The organism is Micromonospora sp. NPDC048898 (genome assembly GCF_043198035.1).
In the GTDB taxonomy this organism is placed as follows: Bacteria; Actinomycetota; Actinomycetes; order Mycobacteriales; family Micromonosporaceae; genus Micromonospora.
The window spans coordinates 69,129-82,800 of the sequence record NZ_JBICUF010000007.1 but is presented as its reverse complement, the minus strand read 5'-3'; the positions used below and the strand labels follow the sequence as shown (position 1 = coordinate 82,800).

At 73.6% G+C, this 13,672-nt stretch carries 12 protein-coding genes; 10 read left to right on the top strand and 2 right to left on the bottom strand.

Annotated features, from left to right (window positions below):
- Positions 1–112 precede the first annotated feature (112 nt).
- From ACGFIQ_RS20080 to ACGFIQ_RS20065, 4 genes are all read left to right on the top strand, one after another.
- The gene (locus ACGFIQ_RS20080) at positions 113–2,602 is read left to right on the top strand and encodes an ATP-binding protein (protein WP_393245607.1); all 2,490 of its coding nucleotides are present in this window, start codon (positions 113–115) and stop codon (positions 2,600–2,602) included.
- A gap of 190 nt (positions 2,603–2,792) precedes the next feature.
- Positions 2,793–3,350 (top strand): peptide deformylase, encoded by a 558-nt coding sequence (def, locus tag ACGFIQ_RS20075; RefSeq protein ID WP_393245605.1) that lies wholly within the window; start codon positions 2,793–2,795, stop codon positions 3,348–3,350.
- A gap of 5 nt (positions 3,351–3,355) precedes the next feature.
- The gene (gene fmt / locus ACGFIQ_RS20070) at positions 3,356–4,282 is read left to right on the top strand and encodes a methionyl-tRNA formyltransferase (protein WP_393246004.1); all 927 of its coding nucleotides are present in this window, start codon (positions 3,356–3,358) and stop codon (positions 4,280–4,282) included.
- On the top strand, positions 4,237–5,715 hold the full coding sequence (locus tag ACGFIQ_RS20065; RefSeq protein ID WP_393246002.1) for an RsmB/NOP family class I SAM-dependent RNA methyltransferase: 1,479 nt from the start codon (positions 4,237–4,239) through the stop codon (positions 5,713–5,715). Before fmt ends, ACGFIQ_RS20065 begins: the two co-directional genes overlap by 46 nt.
- A 46-nt stretch (positions 5,716–5,761) precedes the next feature.
- Here the strand turns inward: ACGFIQ_RS20065 and ACGFIQ_RS20060 are convergent, their stop codons facing one another.
- Together ACGFIQ_RS20060 and ACGFIQ_RS20055 are read right to left on the bottom strand one after the other, a co-directional pair.
- On the bottom strand, positions 5,762–6,652 hold the full coding sequence (locus ACGFIQ_RS20060; RefSeq protein ID WP_393245603.1) for a septum formation family protein: 891 nt from the start codon (positions 6,650–6,652) through the stop codon (positions 5,762–5,764).
- A gap of 133 nt (positions 6,653–6,785) precedes the next feature.
- Positions 6,786–7,676: a septum formation family protein gene (locus ACGFIQ_RS20055; RefSeq protein ID WP_393245601.1), complete on the bottom strand. Its 891-nt coding sequence runs from the start codon at positions 7,674–7,676 to the stop codon at positions 6,786–6,788.
- 254 nt (positions 7,677–7,930) lie between these two features.
- Here ACGFIQ_RS20055 and rpe point away from each other — a divergent pair, with 254 nt between their 5' ends.
- The 6 genes from rpe (at position 7,931) to ACGFIQ_RS20025 (ending at position 13,672) form a co-directional block, all read left to right on the top strand.
- A complete protein-coding gene (gene rpe, locus ACGFIQ_RS20050; protein WP_357069364.1) occupies positions 7,931–8,611 on the top strand; it encodes a ribulose-phosphate 3-epimerase in 681 nt (226 codons plus the stop codon).
- A 1-nt stretch (position 8,612) separates the two neighbouring features.
- Positions 8,613–9,569, top strand: coding sequence for a response regulator (locus tag ACGFIQ_RS20045; RefSeq protein ID WP_393245599.1), 957 nt, complete (start codon positions 8,613–8,615; stop codon positions 9,567–9,569).
- Positions 9,570–10,013: 444 nt separating this feature from the next.
- On the top strand, positions 10,014–11,075 hold the full coding sequence (gene ribD, locus ACGFIQ_RS20040; protein WP_393245597.1) for a bifunctional diaminohydroxyphosphoribosylaminopyrimidine deaminase/5-amino-6-(5-phosphoribosylamino)uracil reductase RibD: 1,062 nt from the start codon (positions 10,014–10,016) through the stop codon (positions 11,073–11,075).
- A gap of 1 nt (position 11,076) precedes the next feature.
- The gene (locus ACGFIQ_RS20035; RefSeq protein ID WP_357069370.1) at positions 11,077–11,721 is read left to right on the top strand and encodes a riboflavin synthase; all 645 of its coding nucleotides are present in this window, start codon (positions 11,077–11,079) and stop codon (positions 11,719–11,721) included.
- Positions 11,721–12,410: a nicotinamide riboside transporter PnuC gene (gene pnuC / locus ACGFIQ_RS20030; protein WP_393245594.1), complete on the top strand. Its 690-nt coding sequence runs from the start codon at positions 11,721–11,723 to the stop codon at positions 12,408–12,410. Before ACGFIQ_RS20035 ends, pnuC begins: the two co-directional genes overlap by 1 nt.
- The gene (locus ACGFIQ_RS20025) at positions 12,407–13,672 is read left to right on the top strand and encodes a bifunctional 3,4-dihydroxy-2-butanone-4-phosphate synthase/GTP cyclohydrolase II (protein ID WP_393245592.1); all 1,266 of its coding nucleotides are present in this window, start codon (positions 12,407–12,409) and stop codon (positions 13,670–13,672) included. Before pnuC ends, ACGFIQ_RS20025 begins: the two co-directional genes overlap by 4 nt.

Below are 13,672 nucleotides of genomic sequence, written 5' to 3'. Positions count from 1 at the left end.
TCCACCGTGGAACTGTCAGACATCGGCGCTCGGCTATCACACGGCGCGCGGGCGGACTTAGCCTGCCCCTGCGGCATCCGGGGGGGCCGGGTGCACGGGGGGTGGGAGCCGCATGTCCGACCAACGGGTACCTCCCGTTCGACAGGCGGCGCAGGAATCGCCGGGGGCGTTCGAGGTGGCTCGCGGCGGCGCCGAGGCGCAGACACTGCCGGAGCTGGCCGGGTTGCTGCGCCAGTTGCGCCGTCGGGAGGCCCGGCAGCAGGGTGAGACCCAGCTGACGTACCGGCAGTTGGCCGCGAAGACCGGCTGGTCGCGCGGAATCATCGGGGAGTATTTCGCCGGCAACATCCTGCCGCCGCCGGAGCGCTTCGATGCCCTCATCCGGCTGCTCGGGGCAACTCCCGCCGAGCAGGGAGTGCTGGCCACGGCACGGGACCGGATCGAGGAGCGCCGTCGGAGCCCGAACCGGGACCACGCGACCACCGGGCGGGCGAGTGCCGGGGCCGTACGCGCCAGGGCCGGCGGTCCGCGCCCCGCCGCGGCGTCGGCCCGCTTCCCGGTGCCCCGGCAACTGCCCCCGGCGCTGCCGGGCTTCGTCGGCCGTGCCGCCCAGCTCGCCCAACTCGATGCCGCCTGCGCCGACTCCGGCGGGTCCGGGGACGGCGACCTGGCGCCGGGCACCGTCCTGACGCTGTCCGGCACGGCCGGGGTCGGCAAGACGACGCTGGCGGTGCACTGGGCGCACCGGGTCGCCGACCGTTTCCCGGACGGGCAGCTCTACGTCGACCTGCGCGGGTTCGACGCCTCCGGGGCGGTGGTGACGGCCGTCGAGGCGGTACGAGGTTTCCTCGAGGCCCTCGAGGTGCCGCCGGAACGGATCCCCACCCACCTGCCCGCGCAGGTGGGCCTCTATCGCAGCCTGCTCGCCGGCCGCCGGATGCTGGTGCTGCTCGACAACGCCCGCGACATCGACCAGGTCCGTCCCCTGCTGGTCGGCAGCCCGAGCTGCCTGGTTCTGGTCACCAGCCGCAACCGGCTCGCCGGCCTGATCGCCGCCGACGGCGCCCGGCCGATCGGCGTCGGTCTGCTCAGCGCCGACGAGGCCTGGCAACTGCTGGCCCGGCGGCTCGGCGGGGACCGGTTGGCGGCCGAACCGCGGGCGGTGGACGAGATGATCGAGCGGTGTGCGCGGCTGCCGCTGGCGCTGGCCGTGCTCGCCGCCCGAGGTGCGGGCAATCCCACCTTCCCCCTGGCCACCCTCGCCGACGAGCTGCGCGAGGCGCCCCACCCGCTGGACTCGTTCGACTGCGGTGACACCGGCACCGACGTGCAGGCGGTCTTCTCCTGGTCGTACCGGAGCCTGACGCCCGCGGCGGCGCGCCTGTTCCGGCTGTTCGGCTGCCATCCGGGGCCGGAGATCGGGGTGGCGGCGGCGGCCAGCCTCGCCGGGCTGCCCCGGGGGCAGTTGCCTCGTCTGCTGGCGGAGCTGGCCCACGCCCACCTGGTCACCGAGCATGCCCCCGGCCGGTTCGGCGCGCACGACCTGCTCCGGGCGTACGCGGCGGAGCTGGCGGAACGTCTGGAACCGCCGGAGGCCCGACGGGCCGCGATCCGGCGTGGGCTGGATCACTACCTGCACACCGCGCACGCGGCGGCGTTGTTGCTGCAACCGGGTCGGGACCCGGTCACCCTGGCCGCCGCCCCGCCGGGTGTGCTGCCCGAGGAGATCACCAACCACGGTCAGGCACTCACCTGGTTCACCGTCGAGTACCCGGTGCTGCTGGCGGCGGTCACCCACGCCAGACGTGCCGGGTTCGACGGCCATGCCTGGCAGTTGGCCTGGACACTCGTGGACTTCCTGCAACGCCGGGGGCGGTGGACGGATCTGGCCGTCGCCCAGCGGGCCGCCCTGGCCGGGGCGCGGCGGGCGGGCGACCGACTCGGGCAGGCGAACGCCCACCGCGACCTGGCCCGGGTGCTCTCCCGGCTGGGCCGGGTGGACGAGGCGGCGAAGAACTACCGCCAGTCCCTGCTGATCTTCGAGGCGTTGGGTGACCACACCGGGCAGGCGCGGACCCACCGGGCGTTCGGCGCGATGTTCGACGGGCTCGGCCGGTACGCCGAGGCGCTGGAGCACAATCAGCGGGCTCTCGCGTTGTACCGGGCTGCCGGCCACGCGGCCGGGGAGGCCAGCGCCCGCAACGCGGTGGGCTGGGCGCACGCCCAGCTCGGCCAGTACGGGCCCGCGTTGGTGCACTGCCGGCAGGCGTTGGCGCTGCTGCGCCCGACCGGGGACCGGCACGGTGAGGCGAACACCTGGGACAGCCTCGGTTTCATCCACGCCCAGCTCGGCAACCACCGCCAGGCGATGCGCTGCTACCAGCGGGCGCTGGGGTTGTACCGGCGGATCAGCGACCGCTACGACGAGGCGGACACCCTGTCCCGGCTCGGCGAGACCCGGTACGCGGCGGGGGACACGGCTGGCGCCGTCCGGACCTGGCGGCGGGCCCTGGGCATCCTCGACGACCTCGGCCATCCGGACGTCGAGCGGGTCCGTGACCTGCTGGGCCGGGCGGCAGACGGGTGCTCGGCGCGGGGCTGACGGTCGCCCGAGCTGCTCGGACGCCGGCGAGGCGTCGCCGCCGCGCGCGCTCGGCCGCCGTCCGGCGGCCCGTCGGTGACGCCTGGCACACCGGCGGTGGCCGATCGAGGTACGCCGGCCAGCGCGCGGCCGGGCACTCCGTAGACTGGTACGGCACGGCCCGTCCCACCTGTCGAAGGAGCCTTCCCGCGTGACCGTCCAGCCCATCCGTCTTTTTGGGGATCCGGTGCTGCGCACGCCGGCCGATCCGGTGGTCGACTTCGACGCCGAGCTGCGTCGGCTCGTCGCCGACCTCACCGACACGATGCGTGAGCAGAACGGCGCCGGCCTGGCCGCGCCGCAGCTCGGCGTGAGTCTGCGGGTGTTCACCTTCGACGTCGACGACGTGCTCGGGCACTTGATCAACCCCGTGCTCGAGTTTCCCGACGAGGAGGAGCAGGACGGCCCGGAGGGCTGCCTGTCGATCCCCGGGCTCTACTTCGACACCAAGCGTCGGCAGAACGTCATCGCCAAGGGCTTCAGTTCGTTCGGCGACCCGGTGCAGATCGTCGGCACCGGCCTGATGGCGCGGTGCGTCCAGCACGAGACCGACCACCTCGACGGGGTGCTCTTCCTCGACCGGCTCGACGCCCAGGGGCGCAAGGACGCCATGAAGGCGATCCGCCAGGCCGACTGGTACGACGCGGCGGCCCCGCCGACGGTCAAGCTGAGCCCGCACATCAGCGACCCCTTCGGTCTGGGTCGGTGACCCCGATGCGAGTGGTCTTCGCCGGTACGCCGGCCGTCGCCGTTCCCGCCCTGGCCGCCGTCGCCGCCTCCGGGCACGACCTGCTGGCCGTGGTCACCCGGCCCGACGCGCCCGCCGGGCGAGGGCGTGGCCTGTCCCGTTCACCGGTCGGCGAGTGGGCCGACGCGCAGGGCGTCGAGGTGCTCACGCCGGCCCGCCCCCGCGACCCCGAGTTCCTCGACCGGCTGCGTGCGCTCGCACCGGACTGCGTGCCGGTGGTCGCCTACGGTGCGCTGGTGCCGCCGGCGGCCCTGGAGATCCCCCGGCACGGCTGGATCAACCTGCACTTCTCGCTGCTGCCCGCGTGGCGTGGCGCCGCGCCCGTGCAGCATGCCGTGCTGCACGGCGACGAGCTGACCGGGGCCAGCGTCTTCCAGTTGGAGGAGGGCCTGGACACCGGTCCGGTCTACGGCACCCTCACCGACGAGATCCGGGCCGGCGACACCTCCGGTGACCTGCTGGAACGGCTGGCCGACTCCGGTGCCGGGCTGCTGGTGGCGGTGCTCGACGCGATCGCCGACGGCACCGCCCGGGCCGAGCCGCAGCCCGCCGACGGGGTGTCGCTGGCGCCGAAGTTGACGGTGGACGACGCGCGGGTGCGCTGGGGTGACCCGGCCTTCGCCGTCGACCGGCGGATCCGGGCCTGCACGCCCGCGCCGGGTGCGTGGACCACGTTGCGGGGCGAGCGGGTGAAGCTCGGCCCGGTGGTGCCGGCGCCCGACGGCCCCGAGTTGAAGCCGGGGGAGTTGCTCGTGGAGAAGTCGCGGGTGTTGGCGGGCACGGCGACCGTGCCGGTGCGCCTCGGTGAGGTGCGTGCCGCCGGCAAGCGGGCCATGGGCGCGACCGACTGGGCGCGCGGCGTCCGGGTCGGCACCGGCGAGGACTTCGCGTGACGGCCCCGGAGGGAACGCGCCCGACGCGCTCCGGCCCGCCGACCGGTCGTGGCGGAGACCGCCGTCCGGTCCGGCCACCACTGGATCGACCGCGCCGCGTGGCGTACGAGGCGGTGGCCGCCGTGCACCGCGACGACGCGTTCGCCAACCTGGTGCTGCCCACCATCCTGCGCGACGAGGGGCTGTTCGGCCGGGACGCGGCCTTCGCCACCGAGCTGACCTACGGCACCCTGCGCAACCTGGGCACGTTGGACGCGATCCTGACCGACGCCGCCGGCCGGGACGTGGCCCGGATCGACCCACCGGTCCGCGACGCGTTGCGCCTCGGGGCGTACCAGCTGTTGCACACCCGGGTCCCGGCGCACGCCGCGGTGTCGTCGACCGTCGACCTGGTCCGTTCGGTCGCGCCCGGCGCCACCGGCTTCGCCAACGCGGTGCTGCGCGAGGTGTCGACCCGGGACGCGGACGCCTGGGTGGCGAAGCTCGCCCCACCGATGGAGACCGACCCCGTCGGGCACCTGGCACTGGCGTACAGCCACCCGCAGTGGATCGTGCGGGCCTTCTCCGAGGCCCTCGGTGGCGACCTGGGTGAGACCGCCCGCCTGCTGATCGAGGACAACGAGCGCCCGCCGGTGCACCTGTGCGCGCGGCCGGGGCTGATCGACCCGATCGAGCTGGCCGACCAGGTCGGCGGGGCGCCCGGCGCCTTCTCGCCGTACGCCGTCTATCTGCCCGGCGGCGCGCCGGGCGACATCCCGGCGGTGGTCGACGGCCGTGCCCACGTCCAGGACGAGGGCTCCCAGCTGGTCGCCGCGGCACTCACCAACGCGCCGCTGGACGGCCCGGACGGGCGTTGGCTGGACCTGTGCGCCGGCCCGGGCGGCAAGGCCGGCCTGCTCGGCGCGCTGGCCGCGCAGCGTGGTGCGCGGGTGACCGCGGTGGAGGTGGCCGAGCACCGCGCCCGGCTGGTGTCCCTGGCGACCCGTGACCTGCCGGTGGCCGTGCTGGCGATGGACGGCCGCGACGTGGGCGCCGACCCGAAGCTGCCGGAGCAGCACTTCGACCGGGTGCTGGTGGACGCCCCGTGCACCGGGCTGGGCTCGTTGCGGCGTCGGCCGGAGTCGCGGTGGCGCCGTCAGCCGTCCGACCTGCCGCCGCTGACCCGGCTGCAACGAGAGTTGCTGGGTGCGGCGTTGCGGGCGGTCCGCCCGGGTGGTCTGGTCGCCTACGTCACCTGCTCGCCGCACACCGTCGAGACGCACGTGACGGTGACCGAGGCGGCCCGCCGCAGTGGTGTCGCGGTGGACTTCGTGGACGCCCGGCCGCTGCTGCCGGCCGGTATGCCCGGTCTGGGCGACGGGCCGACGGTGCAGCTCTGGCCGCACCGCCACGGCACCGACGCGATGTTCCTCGCCGTCCTGCGGCGAGGCTGACGAACCCGTTCCGGCCGGTCACCCGACCGGCCGGACGCGGGGGCGCTCAGGTGACCGGGAGCCCCTTGGTGCCGGCGTTGCGCATCGAGCGGGTCAGGTTCCGGTCGGAGATCCAGAGGAAGCACTGCACGCCGCGGTTGCCGTTGCGCCACTCCTCCTCGTACGGCTGGTAGAAGATCGTGCCGGCGCGGAACTCGAGCTGGGAGTTGTCCGGCACCTTGGCGTACTTGGCGATCATCGTCTGACAGGCCCGGTGGGTCTTCTGCACACTGCCGGTGAACGCGCTGTAGCTGATCTCCGGGGCCTGCCAGACCCCGACGAACTCGGCGTGGTGCCGGGCCGTGCAGGAGACCGGCAGCATCTCGTCGATGTCGTCCTTGACCAACTTGGGGTTGAAGCAGCGGTACGCCAGCGGCGCCGCGCCCGACAGCGCGCCCTTCAGGCTGCCGGTGCGCAGGCCGACAGTGGTGTCGTCGATGCTGGCGATCTCGCTGACGTCACAGCGGTACCACCGGGCCCCGCCCGCCCAGGCCTGCGGCGACGGCAGCACGACGCTCAGGCCGAGCCGCCCGGAACGCCAGTCGGCGCCCACCGCCTTGTTGACCACCGTGCCGCACGCGGCGTGTGCGGCCCGCATGCCGGCCGAGCCGGGCTGCGGGGGAGTGCCCGGCTCGGCGCTCGCTCCGGTGAGCGTGCCGACGTGCATCGTCTCCACCAGGTGCGACTCGGTGCACGCCGTCGGGTTGTAGCCGGTCAGGAAGCCGACCTGCTGAGCGGTCAGGTGGCAGACGTCGGCGGCGGGCACGAACTGCTGCGCGGCGACCGGCGCCGGCCAGTCGTCGACGAGGTCCCTGTCGATTCCGGCAGGTGCGCTGCACCCGGCCAGCACCAGCGCCAGGGCCGCACCCCCGGCGTACGCCGCCAACCACCGTCGCATCCGTGACCTCCCGCCACTGTGGCCTCCGGCCGGACCCCGCCGGTCGGTAGCGCCACGGCGCAGCAGCATACGGCACCGATGCCCGGGGCCGGTGTCAAAGCCCTCGGCTCGATCGAGGGCTCTGCCGCGCACCCTAGGCGGCGGGCAGTCCCGCGGGGCCGGCGCCGCGCATCGAGCGGGTGAGTTTGCGGTCGTCGCTCCACAGGAAGCAGCGCACCCCACGGTCACCCTCCTCCCACTCCCGTTGCGACGGCGGGTAGTAGATGGACCCGGCCCGGTACGGCAGGTCCTTGTCGTTCGGCACGGCGGCGTACTCGGCGATCAATTCCATGCAGCGTTGGTGCGACCGCGCGGCGGAGCGGGCGAACCTGGCCCAGTCGGTGTCCTGTTCCTGGTAGACGCCCACGAACTCGGCACGGTGTGGCTCGGTGCAGAGCACCGGCGCCATGTAGTTGAGGTTGTCGCCGATCAGCTTGGGGTCGAAGCACCCGTGGGTCAGCGGGTTGTCGCCGATCAACGCGCCGCGCAGGCTGCCGGTGCGGTTCACCGGGCGGGTGTTGTCGATGCTGCCGGTCTCGCTGAGGTCGCAGCGGAACCACCGCGCACCGCCGGCCCAGGCCGGTGCCGAGGGCAGCGCGAGGGACAGCGTGAGCCGGGCCGTGTGCCAGTCGCCGCCGAGCACCTCCCGGGCCCGTTGGTCGCACTCGGCGCGGGCCGTGCGCAGCGCGGACGACCCCGGTTCGGGTCGGGTCTCGGTCAGCGCGTCGGGCCCGACGAAGGCGCCGACGTGGATGGCCTCGGCCAGGTGGTTGCGCGCGCAGTCCACTGTCTCGTAGGTGCTGGCCTGCACGACCGCGGTGATCCGGGGCAGGCAGGTGTCGGTGGCGGGGGTGAACGGCGTCGGATCCCGCAGCGCCGGCCAGTCGTCGGTGAGGTCACCGTCCGCGCCCCGTGCCGGCGCGCAGCCGGCCAGCAGCATCATCGTGACGCCGGCCAGCACCAGCGCTGGGAGCCACCGTCGCATCGTCCGCCCTTCCGGGAACTGACGGCCGGTCACCGCGTCCCGCGGCGAGACCCCGCCGGGCGTGCCCCGTTCGGCACCGTCCCGCTTGGAGTGTCGTCGCGTTTCCGTCGATCGGCCAGCCACTCATGTCTGTTCGTCCGGATTCGGCAGTCCGGAGCGACCAATTCTGCACCACCGGTCACTGTCGCATCACAACGCGTCGGAGTTGGTGCCGCGATGCGGATGATGGGTGGCCACATTCGTACACTGGCCCCGTGACCGTACCGCCGCCGATCGTCGCGCCGAGCATCCTGGCCGCCGATTTCGCCCACCTCGCCGAAGAGGTCCGTGCCGTCGAGGACGCCGCGGACTGGTTGCACGTCGACGTGATGGACAACCATTTCGTGCCGAACCTGACCATCGGTCTGCCGGTGGTGCAGAGCCTGCGGGCGGTCACCGCGATGCCGTTCGACGTGCACCTGATGATCGAGGATCCGCGCCGGTGGGCCCCCGGTTACGCCGACGCGGGGGCGTACAACGTCACATTCCACGCGGAGGCGTCCGACGACCCGGTGGCGCTGGCCAAGGACCTGCGCTCGGCCGGCGCGAAGGCGGGCCTGGCCATCGACCGGGACACCCCGATCGAGCCGTACCTGGACCTGCTGCCCAGCTTCGACACCCTGCTGATCATGACGATCAAGGCCGGCTTCGGCGGGCAGCGGTTCATTCCCCAACTGCTGGACAAGGTGCGCGCCGCCCGCCGGCACGTCTCGGCCGGGCACCTGGAGCTGCGCATCGAGGTGGACGGCGGGATCGCCGCGGACACCATCGAGCAGGCGGCCGCCGCCGGCGCGGACGCGTTCGTGGCCGGCACCGCCGTGTACGGCGCGGCCGACCCGGCGGAGGCGGTACGGCACCTGCGGGCACTGGCGGAACGCGCGGCTCGCGAGGTCTGAGGTGGATCCCGAGGGCGACCACAAGGACGTCATCCTCGTCGTCGACGACGACGACGACATCGCTCGTTTCGTCGAGTTCAACCTGCGGCTGCACGGCTTCGAGGTGATCCACGCCAGCGACGGCCAGGAGGCCCTGGAGATCATCGAGCGGCAGCGACCGGACCTGGCGGTGGTCGACCTCATGATGCCCCGCATCGACGGGCTGGAGCTGACCCGGCGGCTGCGCGCGGACCCGATGACCTCCGCCCTTCCGGTGATCATGCTGACCGCCAAGGGGATGACCGTCGACAAGGTGCACGGGCTCAGCGCCGGCGCCGACGACTACCTCGTCAAGCCGTTCGACACCGCCGAGCTGGTGGCCCGGGTCTCGTCCACGCTGCGCCGCAACAAGGAGTTCCGGGAGGTCTCCCCGCTGACCGGGCTGCCCGGCAACAGCCGGATCCGTCGGGAGATCAGCGACCGGGTCCGAAACGGCGTGGACTACGCGGTCGGCTACGTCGACATCGACCGGTTCAAGAGTGTCAACGACCGGTACGGCTTCGTGCGCGGCGACGACTTCATCTCCGCGCTGGCCCGCAGCCTGCACCGGGCGGTGGTGGCGGTGGGCCTGCCGCCGGCCTTCCTCGGCCACGTCGGCGGTGACGACTTCGTCATCGTCTGCGCCCCGGACCAGGTGCGCCCACTGACGTCCCGGGCGGTCGTCGACTTCGAGAACGCCGCCGACACGCTCTACGACCCGACCGACCGTGAGCGCGGCTTCGTCGAGCTGAAGGACCGACGCGGCAATATCCGGCGCGCGGCCCTGGTCACGCTCTCCATCGGGGTGTCCCTCTCCGACGACGGCAAGCGGTTCACCGACCCCCTGGAGGCGATCGCGGTGGCCTCGGAGATGAAGACGGTGGCCAAGAGTCAACCGGGGTCGTACGTCGCCGTGGACCGGCGCCGTGGTGTCACGTGAGCATGACGACGCTGTGAAGTAGCTCGCCAGGGTGGCGACGGACCCCCGTCGGCGTGTAAGACTGCCCTGTACCCACCACGCGCTGGCGGGACTCGGTGAAATTCCGAACCGGCGGTGATCCACGGTCCAACCGTGGTCAGCCCGCGACCCGGACGGCTCACGCCGCCCGGTGGACCTGGTGAAAATCCGGGGCCGACGGTTGGGAGCGGTTCGTCCGCCCCCAGACAGTCCGGATGGGAGACAGCGCGCGGGACGGACGGGTCCGAGCCGGCCGCTGGCTTCAGCGTGCCGTGCCGACCCTCCGGGGGCGGCTGTGCCGTTCCCGGAATCCGCGGGCGGCTCGCGCCGTCCCCCGGATCCGCCGCCGCCTGCCCGTGGCCCCATGGCCACCGCCTCCCTGACCGCCCGCGCGCGGACCGGCGAGTGAGAGGGCAGGGCAGGGCGATGGCCAGCGTCTCCGTCGACGAGGCGATGCGGCGTGCGATCGAGTTGGCGGCACGCGGGCTCGGCACCACCAGTCCCAACCCGGTGGTCGGCTGCGTGCTGCTCGACGAGGACGGCCAGGTCGTGGGCGAGGGGTTCCACGCGTACGCCGGCGGGCCGCACGCCGAGATCGTCGCCCTGGCGCAGGCCGGGCAGCGGGCCAAGGGCGGCACCGCGGTCGTCACTCTGGAACCGTGCGACCACACCGGCCGCACCGGCCCCTGTAGTTCCGCGCTCGTCCAGGCCGGGGTCGCCCGGGTGGTCATCGCCGTGCCCGACCCCAACCCGGTCGCGTCCGGGGGCGCCGCCACGCTGCGCGCCGCCGGGGTCCGGGTCGACCTGGGGGTACGCGGCGAGGAGGCCGAGGCCGGCAACGTCGCCTGGCTGACCTCGATGCGCCGCGGCCGGCCGTACGTGATCTGGAAGTACGCCGCCACGCTCGACGGGCGCTCCGCCGCGGCGGACGGCACCAGCATGTGGATCACCTCGGAGGCGGCCCGGATCGACGTGCACGCCCTGCGCGGCACCGTCGACGCGGTGCTCGCCGGGGTGGGCACCGTGCTCGCCGACGACCCTCGGCTGACCGCCCGCAACCTGCGTGACGGCAGCCTGGCCATCCGGCAGCCGCTGCGGGTGGTCGTGGACAGCTCGGGGCGTACCCCGGCTGACGCCCGGGTCCGCGACGGCGCCGCGCGGACGTGGATCGCGACGGCCGACGAGGTCGGCGCCGACCCGGACGGCCGGGTCGATCTGTCGGCGCTGCTCGCGGCGCTGCACCAGCGCGGGGTCCGCGCGGTGCTGCTGGAGGGCGGCCCCCGGCTGGCCGGCGCGTTCCTGGCCGCCGGCCTGGTCGACAAGATCGTCGCCTACGTCGCGCCCCGGTTGCTCGGCGCCGGCCCGACCGCTCTGGTCGACGCGGGAGTGAGCACCATCGCCGAGGCCATCGATCTGGAGTTCGTCGACGTTACGCAGATCGGTCCGGATCTCCGGATCACCGCTTTGCCCCGAAAAAGGGAGGGCTGACATGTTCACCGGCATTATCGAGGAGTTGGGCGAGATCGTCCGGGTGACGGCGACCGCGGGCGATTCCGCACTTGTCGCCGTACGTGGTCCGCTCGTCACGTCCGACGCCCGGCACGGCGACTCCATCGCGGTCAACGGCGTCTGCCTGACCGTCGTGGAGGCCACCGACGGGGTCTTCACCGCCGACGTGATGGGGGAGACGCTGCGCCGCTCCGCGCTGGGCGCGTTGCGCCCCGGCGACCCGGTCAACCTGGAGCGGGCCGCCGCCCTCGGCAGCCGGCTCGGCGGGCACCTGGTGCAGGGCCACGTCGACGGTGTCGGCGAGCTGCTCTCCCGGGAGCCGGCCGAGCAGTGGGAGACCGTCCGGTTCCGGCTGCCCGCCGCGCTGTCCCGGTACGTGGTGGAGAAGGGCTCGATCACCATCGACGGCGTCTCGCTGACCGTGGCCGAGGTGGGTGCGGACGAGTTCGCCGTCGGGTTGATCCCGACCACGCTCAAGCTGACCACGCTCGGCGCCAAGGGCGTCGGCGACCCGGTCAACCTGGAGGTCGACGTGGTGGCCAAGTACGTCGAGCGGTTGCTCGGCGACCGGCTCACCGGCACCGACGGCACCGGGGTGGCCTCGAGCACGGGCGGGGTGGCCTGATGGGCCCGCTCGGTTGGCTGCTGGACGCCCAGGTGCAGGTGGCCGGCTCGCCGGTGCTGGCCCGGGAGATCGTCGGCAACGCGTTCGGGCTGTTCTCCGCGCTGCTCGGGCTGCGCCGGCTGGTCTGGGCGTGGCCGGTCGGGATGGTCGGCAACGCGCTGCTGCTCACCGTGTTCCTCGGCGGGGTGTTCGCCACCCCGCAGGAGCACGACCTGTACGGGCAGGCCGGCCGGCAGGTGTTCTTCTTCGCGGTCAGCGTCTACGGCTGGTGGCGGTGGCGGCGCAACCGTCGCGCCGACGCCGGGCAGGCGGCTGTCGTTCCGCGCTGGGCCACCGGGCGGGAGCGGCTGGTCATGCTGCTGGCCGCCGCGGTCGGCACCGCCGCGGCGTACCCGGTGCTCAAGGCCCTGGGCTCGTGGGGCCCGCTGCCCGACGCCTGGATCCTCACCGGCAGCCTGCTGGCCACGTACGGCATGGCCCGCGGCTGGGTGGAGTTCTGGCTGCTCTGGATCGCGGTGGACGCGGTAGGCGTGCCGCTGTTGCTGCGCGGCGGCTTCTACCCGTCGGCGGCCATGTACCTGGTCTACGGCGCCATCTGCGTCTGGGGCTTCGCCGCCTGGTGGCGCACCTCGCGCGCCACCCGACCGGCCCCCGCCCGTACGCCCATCTACACGGAGGCTGTGGCGTGACCAGTTTTGGGGATATCGAGCAGGCGATCGCGGAGATCGCCGCCGGGCGGCCGGTCGTCGTGGTCGACGACGCGGACCGGGAGAACGAGGGCGACCTGATCTTCGCGGCCGAGCTGGCCACGCCGGAGCTGATGGCGTTCATGGTGCGCTACACCTCCGGGTACGTCTGCGTGGCGGTGACCGAGAGCGAGGCCGACCGCCTCGACCTGCCGCCGATGCACCACACCAACCAGGATCGGCGCGGCACCGCGTACACGGTGACCGTGGACGCCCGGGAGGGGATCGGCACCGGCATCTCGGCGGCCGACCGGGCACACACCAGCCGGCTGCTCGCCGGCGCGGCGACCGACTCGACCGACCTGTCCCGGCCCGGCCACGTGGTGCCGTTGCGCGCCCGCGAGGGCGGGGTGTTGCGGCGCCCCGGGCACACCGAGGCGGGGATCGACCTGACCCGGCTGGCCGGGCTGCGCCCGGCGGGTGTGCTCTGCGAGCTGATCAACGACGACGGCACCATGATGCGGCTGCCGGACCTGGAGAAGTTCTCCGCCGAGCACGGCCTCACGCTGATCACCATCGCCGACCTGATCGCCTACCGGCGGCGTACCGAGAAGCAGGTCGAACTGGTCGCGGACGCCCGGATGCCCACCCGGCACGGGGTGTTCCGGGCGCTCGGCTACCGCGCCGCGCACGACCCGGCCGAACACGTCGCCATGGTGCTGGGTGACCTCGGCGACGGCCAGGACGTGCTGGTCCGGGTGCACTCGGAGTGCCTGACCGGGGACGTGTTCGGCTCACTGCGCTGCGACTGTGGTCCACAGTTGGACGCCGCGCTGGCCCGGGTCGCCCGCGAGGGCCGGGGCGTGGTCCTCTACGTGCGTGGCCACGAGGGGCGCGGCATCGGGCTGCTGCACAAGTTGCAGGCGTACCAGTTGCAGGACTCCGGCCGCGACACCGTCGACGCCAACCTCGACCTGGGCCTGCCGGCCGACGCCCGCGACTACGGCACCGGCGCCCAGATCCTCTACGACCTGGGCGTGCGCTCGATGCGACTGCTGACCAACAACCCGGCCAAGCGCGCCGGGCTGGAGGGGTACGGGTTGACCATCACCGGCCGGGAGGGGTTGCCGGCCGGCGCGCACCCGGAGAACATGCGCTACCTGCGCACCAAGCGGGACCGGATGGGTCACCTGCTGGACGAGTTGGACGAGGTGTCCGAGGCGCCGTTGGGGCGCCCGGTCGCCAACGACGAGATCGGAGCATGA